This window comes from Leclercia sp. UBA5958, assembly GCF_002430365.1.
GTDB lineage: Bacteria > Pseudomonadota > Gammaproteobacteria > Enterobacterales > Enterobacteriaceae > Enterobacter > Enterobacter pneumoniae.
In genome coordinates this window covers 79,311-102,841 of the sequence record NZ_DJCE01000002.1, presented here as the reverse complement: position 1 = coordinate 102,841, position 23,531 = coordinate 79,311, and the positions used below count along the sequence as shown (strand labels likewise).

Here is a 23,531-nt window from a genome sequence, read left to right as displayed (position 1 = left end):
CATCCTCCGTCGCCACGATAGTTCATGGCGATAGATAGCATAGCAACGAACGATTATCCCTATCAAGCATTCTGTTGAATAATACACCACATAGACGAGGCGGTACGTGTTTGACCCTTGACGTCCCCGCCCGTCAAACGAGTTTCTCTCAAACTCGAACAACTAAAGCCAACGTGAACTTTTGCGGACCCCGTGGTCCGCATTTTTTTTGCGTAAAAAAGCCCGGGGATAAAAGCAAAATGGCAACCGAAGCTGCCATTTTAGTGTTTGCACCCTCTCCCCGTGGGAGAGGGCCGGGGTGAGGGCACCAGCCCGCATTAATCAGACCAGGCGGTTTTTCGCATCGGCAATGGCCTGGGCCACCTGCTTCGGCGATACGCCGCCTTTGGCCGCACGCTTATCCAGGCACGACTGCAGCGCCAGAATCGGATAAACATCCTCTCCAATCACCGCACTGAATTTTTGCAGGTCAGTCAGGGGCAGATCCTCCAGCGGTTTCCCCTGACGGATCGCTTCGACCACCGCTTCGCCCACAATGTGGTGCGCTTCACGGAAGGGTACGCCTTTCGCTACCAGGTAATCTGCCAGCTCGGTCGAGTTGGCATAACCCTGCTGAGCCGCCTCCTGGCAGCGCGGACGTTTCACCTGAATGCCGTCCAGCACCAGCGCGCCCATATGCAGGCAATCCAGCCAGGTGTCGAGCGCGTCGAACAGCCCTTCTTTGTCTTCCTGCATATCTTTGTTGTACGCCAGCGGCAGCCCTTTCAGGGTCATCATCATGCCGGTCAGCGCGCCCTGCACGCGGCCGCACTTGCCGCGGATCAGCTCCAGCGCATCCGGGTTTTTCTTCTGCGGCATCAGAGAAGAGCCGGAGGTCACGCGGTCTGACAGCTCAACAAACCCGGCTTCACCGGAGTTGAAGAAGATGAGGTCTTCGGCAAAGCGCGACAGGTGAACCATCCCGATCGAAGCATTGGAGAGCAGCTCCAGCACGTGGTCGCGGTCAGAGACGCTGTCCAGGCTATTACGGGTGGCGGAGGCAAAGCCCAGCCAGCCTGCCAGCTGTTCACGGTCAATTTCATAAGCGGTGCCAGCCAGCGCACCGCTACCCAGCGGGCTAACATCCAGACGTTTCAGCGTATCCTGCAGACGGCTTTCATCACGTGCCAGCATCTCTACGTAGGCCAGACACCAGTGAGCAAAAGTCACCGGCTGCGCGCGCTGCAGGTGGGTATAACCCGGCATCACCGCGTCCTGGTTGTTCTGCGCGGTCTCCACCAGCGCGCTCTGCAGCTGACGGGTCGCGGCCAGCAGCTCAGCGACGGTCTCTTTACACCACAGCTTCAGATCGGTCGCCACCTGGTCGTTACGGCTACGGCCGGTGTGCAGTTTTTTGCCCAACTGGCCGACTTTGTCGATCAGCTTGCCTTCCACCCAGCTGTGTATATCTTCGGCATCACTCTGGAGGATTTGCTGTGGATCCAGACGCACCTCTTCCAGCAGATTATTCAGCGCCTCTTCCAGCTGCAGCTGTTCGTCTGTGGTCAGTACGCCCACGGTGACCAGCGCTTTGGACCAGGCCACAGAGCCGACGATATCCTGTTCGGCCAGGCGGTAGTCAAAGCGCAAAGAGTCGTTGAACTGTTTGAAACGTTGATCCGCTGCCTGTGTAAAACGCCCACCCCAAAGTGCCATAACATGCTTCCTTTATTCGTTAGTTCTGCCGGGTGTCGCGTCGCGTTCCCGGCCTGCGGTAAATCAATAAATGGTTATGCCAGAATACGCGTGCCAATCGGCGTGCCATTGAACAGCGCCGGCAGTTGCTCAGCGTGGCGCCAGGAGGCGATATCTACCGGGCGGCCCAGCGTGCGGGCAGCATCCAGCGCCGCGTTCACTTTCACAATCATGCCGTCGGTGATAATGCCCTGGTCAATCAGCTGCTCGGCTTTTGCTGCGGTCATCTCCGCGATGCGCTGGCCTTTGCCGTCCAGAATGCCGCTCACGTCAGAGAGCAGGATCAGGTCTGCGCCCAATGTTGCCGCCAGCGCGGTAGCTGCCTGGTCTGCGTTGACGTTCATCAGCTCGCCCTCTTCGGTCACGCCGATAGAGCTCACCACCGGCAGGAACCCGCCTTCCAACAGAGTGTTGATCAGCTTAGGCGAACCAGGCTGCGCCAGTCCAACGTGGCCGAGCTCTTCATCGAGCTGGGTCACTTTTACGCTGTCGCCATCGCCCAGATAAAGGCCAACGGAAGCAATGTGATGCTTCTTCGCCCACGCCAGCAGCGTTTTATTGGCCGTCCCCGCCAGCGCACCGGTAATGATGTCAATCTGGTCGGCAGGGGTAACGCGCAGGCCGTTTTTCTTTTTCACCGGCAGGTTGAGCCCTTTCATCAGCTCATCCACTACGCAGCCGCCACCGTGCACGATCACCAGCGGACGCTGATGCGACTCACGGTAGTTCACCAGCGCGGTAAAAAGACGCTCCAGCGCTTCTTCACTATCCAGCAGTACGCCACCGAGTTTGATAATTAATGGATTCATCATCACACCTTAAATAAGAGACTGCGTTTCAGGGAAGCCGAAACGAATATTGGCACACTGCATGGCTTGCGCGGCAGCGCCTTTAAGTAAGTTATCCTCTGCCGCCACCACAATGAGATGCTCGCCCTGGACGGCAAAGCCGATATCGCAGAACGGCAGGCCGACGACGTTTTTCAGCGCCGGCACGCCTTTGTCATACAGACGCACCAGCGGTTTATCTGCATAGGCATGCGTAAAGGCCTCTTTCACCTGTTCTTGCGTCACGCCCGGCTGCAGGCGGCAGGTAATGGTTTCGAGGATCCCACGCGGGAAGCTGCCCAGATGCGGAGTAAAAATCACCTCTGCGCCCAGATGGGTGGTAATTTCCGGATGATGGCGATGATTGAACACGCCGTACGGTTGCAGGCTCACTTCACAGAAGCTGTTAGAGATGGCGGCTTTGCGCCCGGCTCCGCTCACGCCACTGGTGGCATTGATCACCGGCCACTGGGTCAGATCCAACAGATGCGCGTCGATCAGCGGTTTCAACGAAAGCTGTGCTGCAGTCGGATAACAGCCCGGCACGGCAATCAGATTAGCTTCTTTTACTTTCTCTGCGCTCCACTCCGCCAGACCATACACTGCTTTTTCAAGCAGATCCGGGTGCTGATGCGTGAAACCATAATATTTCTCATAGAACCCGGCGTCATTAACGCGGAACGCGCCAGAAAGGTCGAACACCACGCAGCCGGCCGCCAAAAATTGCGGTGCCAGGTCGTGGCTGACCTCATGTGCGGTGGCTAAAAACACCACGTCCACGCCGTCGGTAAATTCACTGATGTCGGACATCGGCTGCAGCGGCAGATCCACGATGCCCTTAAGCTGCGGATGCAAATCAGAAATTAATTTTCCGGCATCATTGCTTTGCGCTGACACGGTCAAAGCGGTTATGGTCATATGAGGATGGCGATTCACGTAGCTAACCAGCTCTGCGCCCGCATAGCCGCTAGCACCTACAATCAGCGTATTCAACATCGGGTTCCTTTATGCTCAACGTTAGTGTATTTTTATTCACATTTATTGCATGAATATTGATACTATCACGACCTAAGGTATGTCAACAATGAAAATGAATTTGCCACCATTTATCGAGATTTACCGCGCCCTGATTGCCACACCGTCAATCAGTGCAACGGAAGAAGCGCTGGATCAAAGTAATGAGACTTTAATCAATCTGCTTGCAGGCTGGTTCAGCGATCTCGGCTTTAAGGTGGAAGTTCAGCCCGTTCCCGGTACGCGCAACAAATTCAATCTGCTGGCCAGTACCGGCCAGGGCGCTGGTGGTTTATTACTGGCCGGGCATACCGATACCGTACCCTTTGACGATGGCCGCTGGACACGCGATCCCTTCACCCTGACCGAACATGAGAACAAACTCTACGGGCTGGGCACCGCCGACATGAAAGGCTTCTTCGCCTTTATTCTCGACGCACTGCGTGACGTGGACGTGACGACGCTTAAAAAGCCGCTCTATATTCTGGCGACCGCCGATGAAGAGACCAGCATGGCGGGGGCACGCTACTTCTCCGAAAACACCGCAATCCGCCCTGATTGCGCTATTATTGGCGAGCCCACCTCCCTGCAGCCGATTCGCGCCCATAAAGGCCATATCTCCACCGCGGTACGCGTGATGGGTCAGTCTGGCCATTCGAGCGATCCGGCGCGTGGAGTAAACGCCATTGAACTGATGCACGATGCCATTGGCCGCATCATGACGCTGCGTGATGACCTGAAGGAGCGTTATCACTATGATGCCTTCACCGTTCCTTACCCAACGCTGAATCTTGGCAGCCTGCACGGCGGCGATGCGTCTAACCGCATCTGCGCCTGCTGTGAGCTGCATATGGACATTCGTCCGCTACCGGGCATGACGCTGAGCGATCTCGACGGCCTGCTGAATGAAGCACTGGCCCCGGTAAGCGAGCGCTGGCCGGGCCGTCTGACGGTCTCTGAGCTGCATCCGCCGATCCCTGGCTACGAATGCCCGCCTGACCACCAGTTGGTTGAGGTGGTGGAAAAGCTGCTGGGTGAGAAAACCGACGTGGTGAACTACTGCACCGAAGCGCCGTTTATTCAGACCCTGTGCCCGACGCTGGTGCTTGGCCCGGGTTCCATCAACCAGGCCCACCAGCCGGATGAGTATCTGGAAACCCGCTTTATCAAACCTACCCGCGAATTAATAACCCAGGTTGTGCATCACTTCTGCTGGCATTAAAACTGCCTCTTCACCCTGCTCTCTTCCCAAAGTGACGAGGGTATTTGAATACCCTCTCCCCGTGGGAGAGGGTTAAGTGAAGGGAAATTTCCCGCGATCTCCATCACATTCTCATAAGCATCTCTTATCTGACACAAAGCGAATTAAATTTCGTAAATTGCCTGCATTTTTTCGTTTGCTGAACCGTTTTCGCAGCAATTGACGACGGGGGTTTTACGTGGCTTTATAAAGGGAGATGACAAAATAATGTCCGTCAGATTGCTGAAAGGGCATAAACAAAAATGATGGGGTGACTGGGTTTTTATGAACGAACAATATTCCGCGTTGCGTAGTAATGTCAGTATGCTCGGCAAGGTGCTGGGAGATACCATCAAGGATGCCCTGGGCGAGAACATTCTCGACCGTGTTGAAACTATCCGTAAGTTGTCGAAATCTTCCCGCGCAGGAAACGAGGCCAATCGTCAGGAGCTGCTCACAACGCTGCAGAATCTTTCTAACGATGAACTCTTGCCCGTTGCCCGCGCGTTTAGCCAGTTCCTGAACCTGGCGAACACCGCAGAGCAGTACCACAGCATTTCGCCGCATGGCGAAGCGGCCAGCAACCCGGAAGTGATTGCCCGCACGCTCAGAAAACTCAAAGACCAGCCCGATCTCAACGAAGCGACCATCAAAAAAGCGGTTGAATCACTGTCGCTGGAACTGGTGCTCACCGCCCACCCGACCGAGATCACCCGTCGTACGCTGATTCACAAAATGGTGGAAGTGAATAACTGCCTTAAGCAGCTCGATAACAAAGATATTGTCGATTACGAGCGCAACCAGCTGATGCGCCGTCTGCGCCAGCTGATTGCCCAGTCCTGGCATACCGATGAAATTCGTAAGCACCGCCCAAGCCCGGTAGACGAAGCCAAATGGGGCTTTGCGGTGGTGGAAAACAGCCTGTGGGAAGGGGTACCTAACTACCTGCGCGAGCTGAACGAACAGCTGGAAGAGAACCTCGGCTACCGCCTGCCGGTCGATTTCGTACCGGTGCGCTTTACCTCCTGGATGGGCGGCGACCGCGACGGTAACCCGAACGTCACGGCGGATATCACCCGCCACGTGCTGCTGCTGAGCCGCTGGAAAGCGACCGACCTGTTCCTGAAAGATATCCAGGTGCTTATCTCCGAACTGTCGATGGTAGAAGCCACTCCGGAACTGCGCGAGCTGGCCGGTGAAGAAGGTGCCAGCGAGCCCTATCGTTACCTGATGAAAAAACTGCGTGGACAACTCATGGCAACGCAGACCTGGCTTGAAGCGCGCCTGAAAGGCCAGCGCCTGCCGAAACCAGAAGGGCTGTTGAGCCAGAATGAACAGCTCTGGGAGCCGCTATACGCCTGTTATAAATCCCTGCAGGCCTGTGGAATGGGCATCATCGCCAACGGCGAGCTGCTCGACACCCTGCGCCGCGTGAAGTGTTTCGGCGTGCCGCTGGTACGTATCGACGTGCGTCAGGAGAGCACCCGTCATACCGAAGCGCTGGGCGAACTGACCCGCTATCTCGGCATCGGCGACTATGAAAGCTGGTCAGAAGCCGACAAACAGGCATTCCTGATCCGTGAACTGAACTCCAAGCGCCCGCTGCTGCCACGCAACTGGGAGCCAAGTAACGACACCCGCGAAGTGCTCAATACCTGTAAAGCGATCGTGGATGCACCGAAAGGATCGGTGGCCGCCTACGTGATTTCAATGGCGAAAACCCCGTCCGACGTGCTGGGTGTTCACCTCCTGCTCAAAGAAGCCGGTATCGACTATGCCCTGCCGGTGGCGCCGCTGTTTGAAACCCTCGACGACCTGAACAACGCCAACGACGTGATGACCCAGTTACTGAATATCGACTGGTATCGCGGCTTTATTCAGGGCAAGCAGATGGTGATGATTGGCTATTCCGACTCCGCAAAAGATGCGGGTGTGATGGCGGCATCCTGGGCGCAGTACCAGGCGCAAGATGCGCTGATCAAAACCTGTGAAAAAGCGGGCATTGAACTGACCCTGTTCCACGGTCGCGGTGGTTCTATCGGACGTGGCGGCGCACCTGCGCATGCGGCGCTGCTCTCTCAACCGCCAGGCAGCCTGAAAGGGGGCCTGCGCGTCACCGAGCAGGGCGAAATGATCCGCTTCAAATATGGTCTGCCAGAGGTAACCATCAGCAGCCTGTCGCTCTACACCAGCGCCATTCTGGAAGCCAACCTGCTGCCACCGCCGGAGCCGAAAGAGGCCTGGTGCCGCATCATGGACGAGCTGTCAGATATCTCCTGCGAGATGTACCGCGGCTACGTGCGAGAAAATAAAGATTTTGTGCCTTACTTCCGTTCCGCCACGCCTGAGCAGGAACTGGGCAAGCTGCCGCTGGGTTCACGTCCGGCTAAACGTCGCCCGACCGGTGGAGTCGAGTCGCTGCGTGCCATTCCGTGGATCTTCGCCTGGACGCAGAACCGCCTGATGCTTCCGGCCTGGCTGGGTGCGGGCGCGGCGCTGCAAAAAGTGGTGGAAGATGGCAAACAGAGCGAACTGGAGAGCATGTGCCGCGACTGGCCGTTCTTCTCTACCCGCCTGGGTATGCTGGAGATGGTCTTCTCGAAAGCCGATCTGTGGCTGGCAGAATACTACGACCAGCGTCTGGTAAAACCCGAGCTGTGGACGCTGGGTAAAGAGCTGCGTGAACTCCTGGAAGGCGATATCAAGGTGGTACTGGATATCGCCAACGACTCTCATCTCATGGCAGACCTGCCGTGGATTGCCGAGTCCATCCAGCTACGCAATATCTACACCGACCCGCTGAATGTGCTGCAGGCAGAGCTGTTATACCGCTCCCGTAGAGCCGAGGAAGAAGGTGCGGAACCGGATCCCCGTGTCGAGCAGGCCCTGATGGTCACCATTGCCGGCGTGGCGGCAGGCATGCGTAACACAGGCTAATCAATAACTTAGGTACCCTCGTGCTATTGTGCGAGGGTTACCTGAAATTTTTCTGTCATAAACAATTCGAATTCAATATATTTTGCCTCTCTTTTATCCCCTTAATGGGTTTCATCCGGCTTCAGGCGGTCTAAATCGCTCTGCTTCAGGTTCCCTTAAGGTTTAGTCGCTACGTTGGCGATACGTTTAAAGACAGGCAACCATCATGCAACTCTCCTCCTCCCAGACTAAACCTGCGTTTAGCTGGAAAGCCCTGGCCTGGGCGCTGCTCTATTTTTGGTTCTTTTCTACATTACTTCAGGTAACCATTTGCATCAGCGGCTACAGCGGCACCAACGGTCTGCGCGATTCGCTGCTATTCAGCTCGTTATGGCTTATCCCGGTCATACTCTTCCCGGCCCGTATTCGTGCCATTGCGGCAGTCATTGGCGTCGTGCTGTGGGCAACCTCGCTGGCGGCACTGAGTTATTACGTCATTTATGGGCAGGAGTTCTCGCAAAGCGTACTGTTCGTGATGTTTGAATCGAATGCGAACGAAGCCAGTGAATATCTGAGCCAGTACTTCAGTCTGAAAATTATTCTCGTGGCGCTGGCCTATACCGCGACGGCAATTTTCCTGTGGACACGCCTGCGCCCGGTGTATGTTCCTTCGCCATGGCGCTGGGTGGTTCCTTTTGCCTTGCTGTATGGTCTGATTCTGCACCCGATTGTGATGAATAGCGTCATCAACAATAAGCCATTTGAAAAAACGCTCAACGGCCTGGCATCCCGTATGGAGCCGGCAGCGCCGTGGCAGTTTATCTCGGGGTATTATCAGTATCGTCAGCAGTTAACGTCACTGAATAGTCTGCTCAATGAAAATGATGCCCTGCCGCCGCTGGCTAATTTTAAAGACAGCTCGGGCGATGCACCGCGCACTTTGGTGCTGGTGATTGGGGAATCCACCCAGCGTGGCCGCATGAGCTTGTATGGCTATCCGCGTGACACCACGCCGGAGCTGGATGCGCTGCACAAAAGCGATCCTGGTCTGACGGTCTTTAATAATGTGGTGACGTCTCGTCCCTACACCATTGAGATCCTGCAACAGGCGCTGACCTTTGCCAACGAGAAGCACCCGGACCTTTACCTGACCCAACCGTCGCTGATGAACATGATGAAACAGGCCGGGTATAAAACCTTCTGGATCACCAACCAGCAGACGATGACCGCCCGTAATACCATGTTGACGGTCTTCTCTAAACAGACCGACAAACAGTTCTATATGAACCAGCAACGTACCCAGAGTGCGCGTGAATACGACACCAACGTGCTGGCGCCGTTTAAAGAGGTGATGGCAGACCCGGCACCGAAGAAATTCATCATCGTGCATCTGCTTGGAACCCATATTAAGTACAAGTTCCGCTACCCGGAAGACAAAGGCTACTTTGACGGCAAAACCGATCATCTGCCGGCGGGTCTAAGCCCGGAGGAGCAAGAGTCTTATAACGATTATGATAATGCCAACCGTTATAACGACATGGTCGTCGCCAGCCTGATCAAAGATTACAAAGCGACGGATCCGAACGGCTTCCTCCTTTACTTCTCCGATCATGGTGAGGAGGTGTATGACACGCCGCCGCACAAGACACAGGGTCGTAACGAAGACAATCCAACGCGTCATATGTATACGGTACCGTTCCTGCTCTGGACGTCAGAGAAGTGGCAAGCCGCACATCCACGCGATTTCTCGCAGGATGTTAACCGTAAATACAGCAGCTCTGAGCTGATTCATACCTGGTCAGATTTAGCGGGCCTAACCTATGACGGATACGATTCTACGCGTTCCATCACCAGCCCGGCATTCAAAGAGACCACCCGCTGGATTGGCAATCCGTATAAGAAAAATGGACTGATTGACTACGATAGCCTGCCGCATGGCGATCAGGTCGGAAACCAGTAACCTGTACAAAAGGCCATCCAGTCAGGGTGGCCTTTTTTTATTCCCAATCTTTTCCCCTTTAGATGTAGCGCAACAAATGCTCGCCTCCCCGGCGGTAGAGTCAGTTTTAACTCACTGCAAAACGCGTTTGTCACCTCACTCTCTAAAGGAGACATGTTATGGACCGTATTATTCAATCGCCAGGCAAATACATTCAGGGCGCTGATGTGCTCTCCCGCCTCGGTGACTACCTGAAACCGCTGGCTCCCCGCTGGCTGGTGGTCGGCGATAAGTTTGTGCTGGCGTTTGCCGAAGAGACTATCCGTCAGAGCTTTAACGAGGCTGAACTGCAGGTTGAGATTGTGCCGTTTGGCGGCGAATGTTCGCAAAATGAAATTGATCGCCTGCGCAAGCTGGCACAAGGGGCAGAGTGCCAGGCCGTGCTGGGCATCGGCGGCGGCAAAACCCTGGATACTGCAAAAGCACTGGCCCACTTTATGGATGTGCCCGTCGCCGTCGCCCCTACCATCGCCTCAACCGATGCGCCATGCAGCGCGCTCTCCGTTATTTATACCGATGAAGGCGAGTTTGACCGCTACCTGATGCTGCCTCATAACCCCAATATCGTCATTGTGGATACCCGCGTGGTGGCCGGTGCCCCGGCACGTCTTCTGGCAGCCGGTATTGGCGATGCGCTGGCCACCTGGTTTGAGGCGCGGGCCTGTTCACGCAGCGGCGCCACCACCATGGCGGGCGGCAAATGTACGCGTGCCGCGCTGGCGCTGGCCGAACTGTGCTACAACACGCTAATTGAAGAGGGCGAAAAAGCGATGCTGGCCGCTGAACAGCACGTAGTTACGCCGGCGCTGGAGCATGTAATTGAAGCCAACACCTACCTGAGCGGCGTGGGCTTTGAAAGCGGCGGTCTGGCTGCCGCTCACGCCATCCACAACGGCTTAACGGCCCTGCCGGATGCGCATCACTATTATCACGGCGAAAAGGTGGCATTTGGGACATTGACTCAGTTGGTGCTGGAGAACGCACCGGTAGAAGAGATCGAAACCGTCGCGGCGCTGTGCCACAGCGTCGGCCTGCCCATTACCCTGGCACAGCTGGATATCAAAACCGATATCCCCGTGAAAATGCGCCTGGTGGCTGAAGCAGCCTGCGCTGAAGGCGAAACGATTCATAACATGCCTGGCGGAGCGACGTCGGATCAGGTTTATGCCGCGCTGCTGGTGGCAGACCAGTATGGCCAACGCTTCCTGCATGAGTGGGAATAAACGTCTGATATAAAAAATCCCCGCCGAAGCGGGGATTTTTTTATGACGTCGGTTTACTTCAGATCGAAACGGTCAAGGTTCATGACGCGTCCCCAGGCCGCCACGAAGTCGTTCACAAACTTCTCGTGACCATCGCTGCTGGCGTAAACTTCTGCCAGCGCGCGCAGTACGGCGTTTGAGCCGAACACCAGGTCCGCGCGAGAGGCGGTATATTTCACCTCGCCGCTGGCGCGGTCGCTGCCGGCAAACAGCTCGTTAGAATCGTCGGTCGCTTTCCACTGTGTCCCCATATCCAGCAGGTTGACGAAGAAATCATTGCTGAGCACGCCCGGACGATCGGTAAAGACACCGTTTTTGCTGCCGTCGAAGTTGGCGCCCAGCACGCGCAGGCCGCCTACCAGTGCGGTCATTTCCGGCGCCGTTAGGGTCAGCTGCTGCGCTTTATCAATCAGCAGGGACTCGGTGGTGGAAACATCAACCTGCGCACGATAGTTACGGAAGCCGTCGGCAATCGGTTCGAGCAGGTTAAACATCTCGATATCCGTCTGATCCTGACGAGCATCCACGCGGCCCGGCGTAAACGGCACAGTAACGTAAACGCCCGCCGCTTTCGCAGCCTGCTCAACGCCCACCACACCCGCCAACACGATGATATCGGCCAGCGACGCTTTATTCGCACTGCGCTGGATGGCTTCCAGCGCCGGTAAGGCACGCACCGCTGCGGCGTTCACATCCCAGTCGCGCTGCGGAGCCAGCGCCAGGCGTGCACCGTTCGCACCGCCGCGTTTATCACCACCGCGGAAGGTGGACGCAGAGGCCCAGGCCACGGAGACCAGTTCGCTCACCGGTAGACCCGCAGCGGCAATCTCTGCCTTCAGGGCGTTGATATCTTCCTGCGTCGGGTTATAGATCGGCTTCGGCAGGGGATCCTGCCAGATAAGCTCTTCTTTTGGCACTTCCGGCCCGAGATAACGTGAAATCGGCCCCATGTCGCGGTGCGTCAGTTTGAACCACGCCCGCGCGAACGCTTCGTTAAAGGCCTGCGGATCGTTCAGGAAGCGACGGGAAATTTTCTCGAATTCCGGATCAAAGCGCAGGGTCAGATCGGTTACCAGCATGGTTGGTTTGCGCTTTTTCGACGGGTCGAACGGGTCCGGCATCACATCCGGTGCGTCGACAGCTTCAAACTGGATCGCCCCTGCCGGGCTGCGGGTCTGCACCCACTCATATTTGAATAAGTTCTCGAAGAAGTAGTTGCTCCACTGGGTCGGCGTTTGTGACCAGATGACCTCCAGCCCGGAGGTAATAGCGTCTGCGCCAATACCGGTGCCGTGCGTGCTGGTCCACCCCAGGCCCTGCGCTTCGATTGGGGACGCCTCAGGATCGGTGCCCACGTGCGTGGCTTCCCCGGCGCCGTGGGTTTTACCCAGCGTGTGCCCCCCGCCGATCAGCGCGACGGTCTCTTCATCGTTCATCCCCATGTTGCCAAAGGTCGCGCGAATAGCCGCCGCCGCTGACAGCGGGTCACCGCTGGCATTTGGCCCTTCCGGGTTAACGTAAATCAGCCCCATTTCTGTCGCCGCTAACGGGCGCTTCGCCAGTGCTTCCGGGTCACGGTGCTTGAGCCAGGCCGTTTCATCACCCCAGTTCACATCCAGATCCGGCTCCCAGACGTCTTCACGCCCGGCGCCAAAACCAAAGGTACGGAAGCCGGAATTCTCCAGCGCCACGTTCCCGGCGAGGATAAAGAGATCGGCCCAGGAGATTTTCTGGCCATATTTTTGTTTGATTGGCCACAGCAGGCGGCGCGCTTTATCCAGGCTGACGTTATCCGGCCAGGAGTTCAGCGGCGCAAAGCGCTGCTGGCCACGTCCGGCGCCGCCACGTCCGTCAACAGAACGATAGGTACCTGCACCGTGCCAGGCCATGCGAATAAAGAGTCCCGCGTAGCTACCCCAGTCGGCAGGCCACCAGGGTTGGGAGTCAGTTAGCAGTGCTTTGAGATCGCCTTTCAGGGCAGAGTAATCAAGTTTGCTAAATTCTTTGCGGTAGTCGAAATCTTCACCCAAAGGGTTCGAACGACTGGAGTGCTGATTAAGAAGATCGATGCGGAGTTGTTTAGGCCACCATTCTTTATTGCCCGTGCCCGCACCCGCGCTATGGTCAACGCCGCCCTGATGGAACGGGCATTTACCCATAGATGACGCTTTATTAGTATCGTCTGACGTGCTCATCGCTGTGCTCCCTTTAGAGTGTTACCGTTACGATATACACCACCAGCGATAAGAGATAGTTGAATTGATCCACAGATTCGATAGTTAATTCCTTTTAACTTATCGCCCGCTTAAAAACCTTGCAAAATATTGGGATATTTTAAAGATTACGCCGGACGAACGCCCAGCGTGTGGCAGATGGCGTAACTCATCTCCGCACGGTTCAGGGTATAGAAGTGGAAGTCTTTCACCCCTTCCCGGCTCAAGATCTTCACCATATCCATAGCGATACTTGCCCCCACCAGCTTGCGGGTTTCTGCATCGTCATCCAGACCTTCGTACATTTTGGACATCCAGTGTGGAATGCGCACGTTGGTCATGTCGGCAAATTTCTTCGCCTGCTTAAAGTTAGAGACCGGCAGAATGCCCGGAATGATTTCAACGTCGATACCCGCAGAGACGCAGCGGTCACGAAAGCGCAAGTAACTCTCTACATCGAAAAAGAACTGAGTGATGGCACGACTGGCACCGGCATCCACTTTGCGCTTCAGATTCAGCAGGTCCGCCTGGGCGCTTTTCGCTTCCGGATGCACTTCCGGATAAGCCGCAACGGAGATATCAAAATCACCGACCTCTTTCAGTAAGGCAACCAGATCGGTCGCGTACATCTCGGGTTTACCGCTTCCCGGCGGGAGATCGCCGCGCAGGGCAACGATATGACGAATACCGTTGTTCCAGTAATCTCTGGCAATCGCACTCAGTTCTTCGCGGGTGGCGTCGATGCAGGTCAGGTGCGGAGCGGCTTCCAGACCGGTTTGCTCTTTAATGCCTTTGATGATGCTGTGCGTACGGTCACGCTCACCGGAGTTAGCCCCATAGGTTACGGAGACAAACTTAGGCTTCAGGCTGCTAAGGCGATCGATAGAGGCCCACAGGGTTTGCTCCATTTCACTGGTGCGCGGCGGGAAAAATTCAAAAGAGACATTAATCTGGCCATTTACTTCTGCCAGGCTCTGATTCAGGGCTTCCCGCTGGTTGGCGTGAAAAAAGCTCATACCTTACCTCATCAATCGCGTGTGGTTGTTTGTTATGCTTTGAACTTCTATACGTTTAGACGTCCAGATGTAAAAATGACGGAAAAGTGGAGTGGCGTCAACAGAAATAATCATCATTGACGGTGAGGAATACTCAGGGGAGATGAAGGGAGTTCATGGTGGGGTTTGGGTGCGGTCTGTCCACCCTCACCCCGGCCCTCTCCCTCAGGGAGAGGGAGAAGATGGTTCCCTCCCCTGGCGGGGAGAGAACCTGCAAGATTACAGCAGCTGCGCCAGACGGTTGATATCTGACTGAATGGCACCAGCGGTGACATCGCGCCCCGCGCCAGGCCCACGGATCACCAGTGGGTTATCGCGATACCAGCGGCTTTCAATGGCAAAGACGTTATCACATGGCAGCAGCGCCGCCAGCGGATGCTCCGGACGCACGGCTTCTACCCCGACGCGGGCTTTACCGTTGGCATCGAAGCGCGCCACGTAGCGCAGCACCAGCCCCATCTCACGCGCGGCTTCCAGACGTTGCACCATTTGCGCGTTCAGCTCGTCACCGTTCTCGAAGAAGTGATCGACAGAGCCCTCCTCGCATCCAGCAGGCACAAGCGATTCGACACGTACGGCGCTGGGTTCGATATCGTAGCCCGCTTCGCGCGCCACAATGACCAGTTTACGCATCACGTCTTTCCCGGAGAGATCGACGCGCGGATCCGGTTCGGTCAACCCCTGCTGCCATGCCTGATCCACCAGGTCCGTAAAGGGCACGGTACCGTCAAACTGCAGGAACAGCCAGGAGAGCGTACCGGAGAAGATGCCGCTGACAGCCAGGATGCTGTCGCCGCTTTCAATCAAATCACGCACCGTGTGGTTCACCGGCAAACCGGCCCCCACGGTGGCGTTATAAAGCCAGTGGCGACCCGTTTTTTCAAACGCATCGTGGATTTGGCGATATTTATCGGTATTGCTCGCCCCGGCCAGTTTGTTCGCGCTAATCACGTGGAAACCGTGGCTGGCAAAATCCAGGTACTGATCGGCCAGCTGCTCACTGGCGGTGACGTCCAGCACCACTAAATCGTCATACGGATGCGCTCGCATCCACAGGAAGAGCGACTCTTCATCCTGCTCGACCGCTTCGTCGTTGAAGAACGCGAGCGCCCGGCTGGCATCCAGCCCTTCGTAGTTCAGCAAGCTACGGCGGCTGTCCACCACCCCCGCCAGCACAAATTCGAAGCCGGTACGCGCCGACAGGGTTGTCTGCTCGCGAGCAAACAGCTCAAGCCAGCGAGAACCGATGTTACCTTTGCCGAACAGTACCAGGCCAATACGCTTTTCCGCGCGGAACAGCGAGGTGTGTAGCCCCTGAATCAGACTTTCGGTCGGCCCTTTACGCAGCACGGCAACCAGGCTAATGCCCTCTTCCGACTGCCAGGTGAACTCCACCGGCTGGCCTTTCAGTTGCTGCCAGAAACGGTGGCAGTGCAGCGGGTTGCGGGTGACGCCCGCACCGACCATCGCTACCAGCGCCAGCCCCTGGCGCAGACGAAGTTCGCCCGGCAGGCCTGCTTCATCCAGAATTTTTAAGGCGCTGTCCGCCACTTCTGCGGTATAGCAGAACTGCAGCAGCTGACGGTCGTTATGCACGCCAACGGCCAGCGGACGCACCTGGGCACGCTTCAGAACCAGATCGATATCTTTATGCGCCAGCTTAAAGTCCTGCCCCGCCGGCACCTGGAACTCAATCAGGCAGATATCATCATGGCTGGTCACAATACGTGCGCCGGTACCGGAGGCCAGCACGCGTTCGATGCGGGTAGAGCCCTGATCCGGGGTGTAGCTGCAACGGAGTTGTAGATCGATATCGCTGCCGGAAACCGGCTGCAGGGTGCGCGCATGCAGAACCGGTGCGGCCAGACGCGCCAGCTCGCTGGCTTCGTCCAGACGCAGAAGCGGCAGCAGACAGGCGTCTTTAACTTTACGCGGGTCGGCACTGTACACGCCGGCGACGTCGCTCCAGATGGTGACGCGGTTAACCCCCGCCAGCGCACCGATTTGGGTTGCCGAATAGTCAGAGCCGTTACGCCCCAGCAGCACGGTTTCGCCCGCGTTGCTGCGGCTGATAAAACCGGTCACGACGATGCGTTTACCCGGATGCTGTACCAACAACTGTTGCAGCAGCGGATAGGACAAGCCTTCATCCACCTGCGGCTGCGCAGCGCGTTCGGCGCGCAGGAAGTCACGCGCATCAAGCCAGGCGGCTTCAAGACCTTGTTGTTCCAGAACGGCCGCCATTAGCCGCGCAGACCAGACCTCGCCGTGGCCAACCACTTCAGCGTAAACCGCATCGGTCACGCCGCTATCCAGCAAGCCGGCCAGACGTTCGAGATCGTGAATGAAGGTACTGATCAGGCCATCCGCCACCTCGGCAGGCAGCAAACCGGCGATCAGTTCGCTCTGGTAACGGCGTAATGACTGTTGTACCTGATGCGCAGAGAGACGATCGGTCTGGCTTAATTTCAGCCAGCTAATCAACTGGTTGGTGGTGCTGCCCGCCGCAGAGACAACCATCATGTCCCCCGGCATCGAATATTCCGCCATGATCCCCGCGACCCGCAGGTAACATTTCACATCAGCAAGACTACTACCACCAAACTTGTGCAGTTGACGACCCTTCGCCCCTGCCTGCGCTATCACACTCATGATTACCCCTTGGCTGCGACCCGGAAGCCATTTTCCAGATCGGCAATTAAATCTTCACAATCTTCAATACCGGTTGAGATGCGTAGTAGCGTCTCAGCGATCCCGGCGGCGGCACGCGCTTCTGGCGCCATGCCAGCGTGGGTCATTGTTGCGGCGTGGGAGATTAAGCTTTCAACGCCCCCTAATGATTCCGCCAGCGTAAACAGTGACAACCCGCTCAGGAAGCGACGCAGCGTCTGCTCGTCGCCATCCAGTTCAAAACTTAACATCGCACCAAAGCCCTTTTGTTGACGGGCCGCAATCTCGTGTCCCTGATTTTCCGGCAGCGACGGGTGATAGAGCTTTTTCACCAGCGGCTGGGTCTTCAGGAAATCGACAATCGCCTGGGCATTACGCTGCGCCACTTCCATACGCGGCGACAGGGTGCGCAGTCCACGCAGCAGCAGGTAGCTGTCAAACGCACTGCCGGTGACGCCGATGTTATTCGCCCACCATGCCAGTTCGGTGACAAGCTCAGGATCCTTTGCAATCACTACCCCGGCGACCACGTCAGAGTGGCCGTTCAGGTATTTAGTACATGAATGCAATACCAGGTCCGCACCCAGCGCTAACGGATTCTGCAGCGCAGGACTGAGGAAGGTATTATCCACTACAGTTATCGCTCCCGCATCCCTTGAGAGCTGACAAATTTGTGCAATATCGACGACGCGCAACAGCGGATTGCTTGGACTTTCCACTAAAACCAGCTTTGGCTTCTCTGCCAGCGCCTGTTTTAGCGCCTGCTCATCCCCCTGATCGACAAACAAGACGCGGTAGCAACCCCGTTTTGCCAGGCTGTCAAACAGACGGTAACTGCCGCCGTAGCAGTCGTGCGGGGCCACCAGCAGATCGCCAGGTTTCAGGAACACCGTGGTGACAAGATGAATAGCCGACATGCCAGTATTGGTCAGTACCGCGCCGGCGCCGCCTTCCAGTTCTGCCAGCGCACGCTGGGTGACATCACGCGTAGGATTGCCACGACGCGAGTAGTCATGCGCGCGCGGTTCATTAAATCCGGTGAAGTTATAGGTACTGGAGAGATGAATCGGCGGGACGACGCAGCCATACTGCTCGTCGTCATTCAATCCGCTACGCACTGCAATGGTGGCCTGTTTACGCGTCATGGTGAAGGCTTCCTGGCTTAATGGATGAAAAGTCAGGCATCAGAGTAAACATTGATTATATGGACGTCAATACATCTGGACATCTAAACTTCTTTGCGTATAGATTGAGCAATACGCAAATAGCCGTTAAAATTATATGCTTTAGCGCATAACGCAGAGGCAATATCCGTGTCACAGCGGCGTCTCTACGGTAAACTACGCGGGATTATGGCCCCGGCCCCGGCAGTCGCTGCGGCATTGGCCTCATATTAATGACTTAGAGGATTAAAGGTATCTCATGGCTGAATGGAGCGGCGAATATATCAGCCCATACGCTGAGCACGGTAAGAAGAGTGAACAAGTAAAAAAAATTACGGTTTCCATTCCTCTGAAGGTGTTGAAGATCCTCACCGATGAACGTACGCGTCGTCAGGTGAATAACCTGCGTCACGCCACTAACAGTGAACTGCTGTGCGAAGCGTTCCTGCATGCGTTTACCGGTCAGCCCTTGCCTAACGATGAAGATCTGCGCAAAGAGCGCAGTGATGAAATTCCGGAAGAGGCGAAGGTGATCATGCGTGAACTGGGCATCGACCCGGATACGTGGGAATACTAAGGCAGCCAGGCTGAATCAGCCCTGACGATAAAATGCGATCCCGCTGAGCCGACTCAGCGGGATGGCTTCTTAGAAGTTGTAGCCTAAGCCCATACGAAAACGGGTTTGACGATCGTCGGTTGTCGCCGTGTTGTATCCGGACGCGACATTGCCCACCTCTGCAAAGGGCACCCAGGAATCTATTTTATAGGCCACGCGGAAGTTATATTCGTAATCCTCTTTTTTATTATTATATAGATTTTCATTATCTGCGAACTTATAGAGGCCGTTAAGTTCGAGCATGACATTATCGATATTATAACCCAACCAAATTTCTGGGCGATAAACCATACGGTCATCTCGCCCCTGCGCATTACGCCGCGTATATTCCGTACGGTAGCGAAATGCTGTCCACCAGTTCTCATTTATAGCGTACTGTACGCGTAAATAGGGTTTATAAATTGCCATGTCTTCGCCCATCTCCACGGCAATGCCCGGTTGCCAGAGTAAACCTTGCCAGCCAAACTGATAACTCGCCGTATATTCACTGCTATTACTTTCCATATTATTGAGCGCGTCGTTTGACTGCTTATTATCAGAACGTGCGACACCCTCGACCGCCACGCCAAAGCCCGTTCCAAAGCGGTGTGACATGTACACGCGGTCGTAGTTACGTCCATCATCATAATACTCGTGGCGGTAATCTACATACCCTGCCTGCGCCGCGCACGATAGAAATGGAAGCAGTAATAAAAGTGGCTTCATTTTCATAACAATTCCCTCGAAGTCTATATTCAATCCTGAATGCCATCGCTAAAAAATGGCAAAATAAAAACAAGACACGAGCGAAGTGTAGAATTACCCGAAGCGGGAAACCTTTTATATTTGGACACCCAGAATAAATGCGTGGCAAAGAGATCAAGAAAACAGAGATAAATATCACCCTCTGTTAAAGAATAAGCCAGACAAATATTTGAGTGGGAAATATAAAAAGAGAGTAATGGAAAATAATGATTTTTAATTTAAATAAAAAGAAGTTAATTATTCAGTCAGTATATTGCAGGCATAAAAAAAACCGCCCGTAGGCGGTTTCTTCTGGAAGCTTATTTCGCGCCCGGGATGCTGAAACGCTTGTTGAAGCGGTCAACACGGCCACCGGTTGCAACATCACGCTGCTTACCAGTGTAGAACGGGTGGCATTTACCGCACACGTCCAGGTTCAGATCGTGGCCCACGGTGGAGCGGATCTGGATAGCGTTACCGCAAGAGCAGTTTGCAGTAATCATTTCGTATTTCGGGTGAATATCTTTTTTCATGGGAGAACCTCAGTAAAGGCCGCGTCGCTCTTCCAGCCCTAACGCCAGACACCACGCGATGTTGAATGTAAGTTCTTTGGCGTAAAGTACACCAAAGGCGGCGAATCATACAGAATTTAACCAGGCGATGCAAACTGATCCGCACGCCGCCTTTCACTAATGTGTATACTAACGCGCCACTTTTCAAGTCAGGAAGATTCGATGCCCGTTGCTCACGTTGCCCTGCCCGTTCCGCTTCCCCGCACCTTTGATTACCTGCTGCCCGACGGCATGGTTGCTCAGGCTGGCTGCCGCGTGAACGTGCCGTTCGGTAAGCAGCAGCGGGTAGGGATTGTGGTCTCAGTCAGTGAGCAAAGTGAGCTGCCGAGAAGCGAACTGAAAAGCGTGGTCGAGGTACTGGACGACGAACCCGTCTTCTCCGCCAGCGTATGGCGGTTACTGCTCTGGGCCGCCGATTATTACCACCATCCGCTGGGCGACGTGCTCTTCCATGCGCTACCGATCCTGCTGCGACAGGGCAAAAATGCCCGCCATGCCCCTCAGTGGTACTGGTTTGCCACCGAGCAGGGTCAGGCGGTGGATATCAACAGCCTGAAGCGCTCGCCAAAACAGCAGCAGGCGTTGGCAGCATTGCGTCAGGGGCGTATCTGGCGCCATCAGGTTGAAGATCTGGAATTTAATGACGCCGCGCTGCAAGCGCTGCGTAAAAAAGGGCTGTGTGAACTGGCAAGTGAAGCCCCGGCCATTCAGGACTGGCGTAACGGCTTCTCCGTGGCGGGTGATCGACTGCGGCTTAATACCGAGCAGGCGACGGCGGTAGGCGCTATTCATAGCGCATCGGATCGCTTCTCTGCATGGCTGCTGGCAGGCGTGACCGGCTCAGGTAAAACAGAAGTTTATCTTAGCGTGCTGGAAAACGTCCTTGCTCAGGGCAAGCAGGCGCTGGTGATGGTGCCGGAGATCGGCCTGACGCCGCAAACCATCGCCCGCTTTCGCGAGCGTTTTAATGCGCCGGTTGAAGTGTTGCACTCCGGCCTGAACGACAGCGAGCGTCTCAGTGCCTGGCTGAAGGCGAAAAATGGTGAAGCGGCGATTGTTATTGGTACTCGCTCTTCTCTGTTTACCCCTTTCAAGAATCTGGGCGTCATTGTTATCGATGAAGAGCACGACAGCTCTTATAAACAGCAAGAGGGCTGGCGTTATCACGCCCGCGACCTGGCGGTGTACCGTGCCCATAGCGAGCAGATCCCGATTATTCTTGGCTCCGCCACGCCCGCGCTGGAAACCCTGCATAATGTGCGCCAGCGTAAGTACCATATGCTGCGCCTGACCCGCCGCGCGGGGAATGCCCGACCGGCAACGCAGCATGTGCTCGATTTAAAAGGTCAGCAGGTGCAGGCGGGATTAGCACCGGCGCTGATCGCGCGTATGCGTCAACATCTGCAGGCGGATAACCAGGTCATTCTGTTTCTCAACCGTCGCGGTTTTGCGCCGGCACTGCTGTGCCATGATTGCGGCTGGATCGCCGAGTGCCCGCGCTGCGACCACTATTATACTCTGCACCAGGCGCAGCATCATTTGCGCTGCCACCACTGCGATAGCCAGCGGCCAATACCACGCCAGTGCCCCTCTTGCGGCTCCACACATATGGTGCCGGTAGGGTTAGGCACCGAGCAGCTTGAGCAGGCGCTCAGCCCCTTTTTCCCGAATGTACCTATCTCACGCATTGACCGGGACACCACCAGCCGTAAGGGTGCGCTGGAGCAGCACCTGGCCGAAGTACATCGCGGCGGTGCCCGCATTTTGATCGGCACCCAGATGCTGGCGAAGGGGCACCACTTCCCGGACGTGACGCTGGTTGCGCTGCTGGACGTGGATGGCGCGCTCTTCTCGGCGGATTTCCGCTCTGCGGAGCGCTTCGCCCAGCTGTACACCCAGGTGGCGGGACGTGCAGGACGTGCGGGTAAACAGGGCGAAGTGGTGCTGCAAACTCACCATCCCGAGCATCCGCTGCTGCAAACCTTGCTGCAAAAGGGCTACGACGCCTTTGCCGAGCAGGCGCTGGCAGAGCGGCAATCGCTGCAGTTACCGCCATGGACCAGCCATGTCATTATCCGGGCAGAAGATCATAATAATCAGCAGGCTCCCCTGTTCCTGCAGCAGCTACGGAATCTGTTGCAAGCCAGCCCGCTGGTAGACAATCAGCTCTGGATCCTCGGGCCGGTACCCGCCCTGGCGCCAAAACGCGGCGGACGCTATCGCTGGCAGATTTTGCTTCAGCACCCCTCTCGTATTCGCTTACAACACATCGTCAGCGGAACCTTAGCGCTCATCAATACCTTACCTGAAGCGCGCAAAGTGAAGTGGATGCTGGACGTCGATCCCATCGAAAGCTGAACCGCAATGAGAGGGGGATCGTAAAATTCAATGTGCATCACACTTTTTATGAAAATTCTGTAACCGATTCCATAAACTATCTGATAAAAAATGGGGTAATTCAGTAGATCGGTGATGCGCCTGTGAGGAGAAGACGTTGAAGTCCAGGAAAGAGGTTGCTCCGGCGACCATGAAAGATGTTGCCATGAAGGCGAAAGTCTCGACGGCAACCGTATCCCGCGCATTAATGAACCCCGATAAAGTCTCTCAATCTACGCGTAATCGCGTAGAACAGGCGGCTCTCGAGGTAGGTTATCTGCCTCAGGCAATGGGACGTAACGTCAAACGTAACGAATCCCGCACCATTCTGGTCATCGTGCCGGATATCTGCGATCCCTTCTTTAGCGAAATCATTCGCGGTATTGAAGTCACCGCTGCGGCGAAAGGCTATCTGGTGCTGATTGGCGATTGTGCTCATCAAAATCAGCAGGAAAAGACCTTTATCGATTTGATCATTACCAAGCAGATCGACGGCATGTTACTGCTCGGCTCACGCTTGCCTTTCGATGCCAGCATCGAAGAGCAACGCAATCTGCCGCCGATGGTCATGGCTAATGAATTTGCGCCTGAACTGGAGCTGCCGACGGTTCACATTGATAACCTCACCGCCGCCTTTAATGCCGTGAATTATCTGCAAGAGCTGGGGCATAAACGCATTGGCTGCATCGCCGGGCCAGAAGAGATGCCGCTGTGTCACTACCGCCTGCAGGGATACGTCCAGGCGCTGCGCCGTGCGGGCGCAACGGTGGATCCCCACTACATCGCCCGCGGCGATTTTACCTTTGCCGCTGGCGGGCTGGCGTTAGAGACGCTGCTGGCGCTGCCGGAACCGCCAACGGCGGTCTTCTGCCATAGCGATGTGATGGCGCTGGGGGCGCTCTCCTGTGCCAAACGCCAGGGTCTGCGGGTGCCCCAGGATCTCTCCATCATTGGTTTTGATAACATCTCCTTGTCTGAGTTTTGCGATCCGCCGCTCTCAACCGTGGCCCAACCTCGCTTTGAGATTGGCCGTGAAGCGATGCTCCTGCTGCTCGATCAGCTGAATGGCCAGACGGTCAGCAGTGGATCGCGTTTACTGGATTGCGAATTGATCGTTCGCGGTTCTACGCGGGCGCTGACGTAAATCAGAC

16 protein-coding genes are annotated in these 23,531 nt (G+C 55.8%); 7 read left to right on the top strand and 9 right to left on the bottom strand.

Annotated elements, in window-relative coordinates; genetic code table 11:
- Window positions 1–321: 321 nt before the first annotated feature.
- The 3 genes from argH to argC form a co-directional block, all read right to left on the bottom strand.
- A complete protein-coding gene (argH, locus tag B2Q93_RS03865; RefSeq protein WP_286809619.1) occupies window positions 322–1,695 on the bottom strand; it encodes an argininosuccinate lyase in 1,374 nt (457 codons plus the stop codon).
- Between the two features lie 74 nt (window positions 1,696–1,769).
- Complete coding sequence (gene argB, locus B2Q93_RS03860) at window positions 1,770–2,546, bottom strand: acetylglutamate kinase (RefSeq protein WP_006808651.1); 777 nt, start codon at window positions 2,544–2,546, stop codon at window positions 1,770–1,772.
- Between the two features lie 6 nt (window positions 2,547–2,552).
- Entirely contained in the window at window positions 2,553–3,557 is a 1,005-nt protein-coding gene (gene argC / locus B2Q93_RS03855; protein WP_040078044.1) for an N-acetyl-gamma-glutamyl-phosphate reductase, read from the bottom strand.
- Between the two features lie 88 nt (window positions 3,558–3,645).
- Between argC and argE the strand changes: the two genes are divergently transcribed.
- The 4 genes from argE to gldA all read left to right on the top strand — a co-directional run bounded on the left by argE (window position 3,646) and on the right by gldA (window position 10,953).
- Complete coding sequence (gene argE, locus B2Q93_RS03850; RefSeq protein WP_207292625.1) at window positions 3,646–4,797, top strand: acetylornithine deacetylase; 1,152 nt, start codon at window positions 3,646–3,648, stop codon at window positions 4,795–4,797.
- Window positions 4,798–5,100: 303 nt separating this feature from the next.
- Window positions 5,101–7,752, top strand: coding sequence for a phosphoenolpyruvate carboxylase (ppc, locus tag B2Q93_RS03845; RefSeq protein WP_286931834.1), 2,652 nt, complete (start codon window positions 5,101–5,103; stop codon window positions 7,750–7,752).
- A 205-nt stretch (window positions 7,753–7,957) separates the two neighbouring features.
- Window positions 7,958–9,691, top strand: coding sequence for a phosphoethanolamine transferase CptA (locus B2Q93_RS03840; RefSeq protein WP_286772204.1), 1,734 nt, complete (start codon window positions 7,958–7,960; stop codon window positions 9,689–9,691).
- Between the two features lie 158 nt (window positions 9,692–9,849).
- Window positions 9,850–10,953 (top strand): bifunctional L-1,2-propanediol dehydrogenase/glycerol dehydrogenase, encoded by a 1,104-nt coding sequence (gldA, locus tag B2Q93_RS03835; RefSeq protein WP_286931833.1) that lies wholly within the window; start codon window positions 9,850–9,852, stop codon window positions 10,951–10,953.
- 53 nt (window positions 10,954–11,006) lie between these two features.
- On the opposite strand, the gene katG is transcribed toward gldA, so the two are convergent.
- From katG to metB, 4 genes are all read right to left on the bottom strand, one after another.
- A complete protein-coding gene (katG, locus tag B2Q93_RS03830; protein WP_286931832.1) occupies window positions 11,007–13,187 on the bottom strand; it encodes a catalase/peroxidase HPI in 2,181 nt (726 codons plus the stop codon).
- A gap of 146 nt (window positions 13,188–13,333) precedes the next feature.
- Window positions 13,334–14,221 (bottom strand): methylenetetrahydrofolate reductase, encoded by an 888-nt coding sequence (metF, locus tag B2Q93_RS03825; RefSeq protein ID WP_040078036.1) that lies wholly within the window; start codon window positions 14,219–14,221, stop codon window positions 13,334–13,336.
- Window positions 14,222–14,479: 258 nt separating this feature from the next.
- Entirely contained in the window at window positions 14,480–16,912 is a 2,433-nt protein-coding gene (locus B2Q93_RS03820; RefSeq protein WP_046886218.1) for a bifunctional aspartate kinase/homoserine dehydrogenase II, read from the bottom strand.
- A gap of 2 nt (window positions 16,913–16,914) precedes the next feature.
- A complete protein-coding gene (metB, locus tag B2Q93_RS03815; protein ID WP_040078034.1) occupies window positions 16,915–18,075 on the bottom strand; it encodes a cystathionine gamma-synthase in 1,161 nt (386 codons plus the stop codon).
- Window positions 18,076–18,352: 277 nt separating this feature from the next.
- On the opposite strand from metB, the gene metJ reads away from it, so the two are divergent.
- Window positions 18,353–18,670 (top strand): met regulon transcriptional regulator MetJ, encoded by a 318-nt coding sequence (metJ, locus tag B2Q93_RS03810; protein WP_007369220.1) that lies wholly within the window; start codon window positions 18,353–18,355, stop codon window positions 18,668–18,670.
- 69 nt (window positions 18,671–18,739) lie between these two features.
- On the opposite strand, the gene B2Q93_RS03805 is transcribed toward metJ, so the two are convergent.
- Window positions 18,740–19,420 (bottom strand): oligogalacturonate-specific porin KdgM family protein, encoded by a 681-nt coding sequence (locus tag B2Q93_RS03805; protein WP_233804036.1) that lies wholly within the window; start codon window positions 19,418–19,420, stop codon window positions 18,740–18,742.
- Window positions 19,421–19,752: 332 nt separating this feature from the next.
- Window positions 19,753–19,965: a 50S ribosomal protein L31 gene (rpmE, locus tag B2Q93_RS03800; protein WP_040078031.1), complete on the bottom strand. Its 213-nt coding sequence runs from the start codon at window positions 19,963–19,965 to the stop codon at window positions 19,753–19,755.
- Between the two features lie 201 nt (window positions 19,966–20,166).
- Between rpmE and priA the strand changes: the two genes are divergently transcribed.
- The gene (priA, locus tag B2Q93_RS03795) at window positions 20,167–22,362 is read left to right on the top strand and encodes a primosomal protein N' (RefSeq protein WP_046886216.1); all 2,196 of its coding nucleotides are present in this window, start codon (window positions 20,167–20,169) and stop codon (window positions 22,360–22,362) included.
- A gap of 136 nt (window positions 22,363–22,498) precedes the next feature.
- Window positions 22,499–23,524 carry a DNA-binding transcriptional regulator CytR gene (gene cytR / locus B2Q93_RS03790; RefSeq protein WP_212478597.1) on the top strand — a complete coding sequence of 342 codons (1,026 nt, stop codon included), beginning with the start codon at window positions 22,499–22,501 and terminating at the stop codon, window positions 23,522–23,524.
- The last annotated feature ends 7 nt before the right edge of the window (window positions 23,525–23,531 follow it).

Excerpts from the sequence above, each read along its gene's own strand:
- argH (WP_286809619.1), bottom strand. The coding sequence starts at position 1,695 with ATGGCACTTTGGGGTGGGCGTTTTACACAGGCAGCGGATCAACGTTTC.
- argB (WP_006808651.1), bottom strand. The coding sequence starts at position 2,546 with ATGATGAATCCATTAATTATCAAACTCGGTGGCGTACTGCTGGATAGT.
- argC (WP_040078044.1), bottom strand. The coding sequence starts at position 3,557 with ATGTTGAATACGCTGATTGTAGGTGCTAGCGGCTATGCGGGCGCAGAG.
- argE (WP_207292625.1), top strand. The coding sequence starts at position 3,646 with ATGAAAATGAATTTGCCACCATTTATCGAGATTTACCGCGCCCTGATT.
- ppc (WP_286931834.1), top strand. The coding sequence starts at position 5,101 with ATGAACGAACAATATTCCGCGTTGCGTAGTAATGTCAGTATGCTCGGC.
- B2Q93_RS03840 (WP_286772204.1), top strand. The coding sequence starts at position 7,958 with ATGCAACTCTCCTCCTCCCAGACTAAACCTGCGTTTAGCTGGAAAGCC.
- gldA (WP_286931833.1), top strand. The coding sequence starts at position 9,850 with ATGGACCGTATTATTCAATCGCCAGGCAAATACATTCAGGGCGCTGAT.
- katG (WP_286931832.1), bottom strand. The coding sequence starts at position 13,187 with ATGAGCACGTCAGACGATACTAATAAAGCGTCATCTATGGGTAAATGC.
- metF (WP_040078036.1), bottom strand. The coding sequence starts at position 14,221 with ATGAGCTTTTTTCACGCCAACCAGCGGGAAGCCCTGAATCAGAGCCTG.
- B2Q93_RS03820 (WP_046886218.1), bottom strand. The coding sequence starts at position 16,912 with ATGAGTGTGATAGCGCAGGCAGGGGCGAAGGGTCGTCAACTGCACAAG.
- metB (WP_040078034.1), bottom strand. The coding sequence starts at position 18,075 with ATGACGCGTAAACAGGCCACCATTGCAGTGCGTAGCGGATTGAATGAC.
- metJ (WP_007369220.1), top strand. The coding sequence starts at position 18,353 with ATGGCTGAATGGAGCGGCGAATATATCAGCCCATACGCTGAGCACGGT.
- B2Q93_RS03805 (WP_233804036.1), bottom strand. The coding sequence starts at position 19,420 with ATGAAAATGAAGCCACTTTTATTACTGCTTCCATTTCTATCGTGCGCG.
- rpmE (WP_040078031.1), bottom strand. The coding sequence starts at position 19,965 with ATGAAAAAAGATATTCACCCGAAATACGAAATGATTACTGCAAACTGC.
- priA (WP_046886216.1), top strand. The coding sequence starts at position 20,167 with ATGCCCGTTGCTCACGTTGCCCTGCCCGTTCCGCTTCCCCGCACCTTT.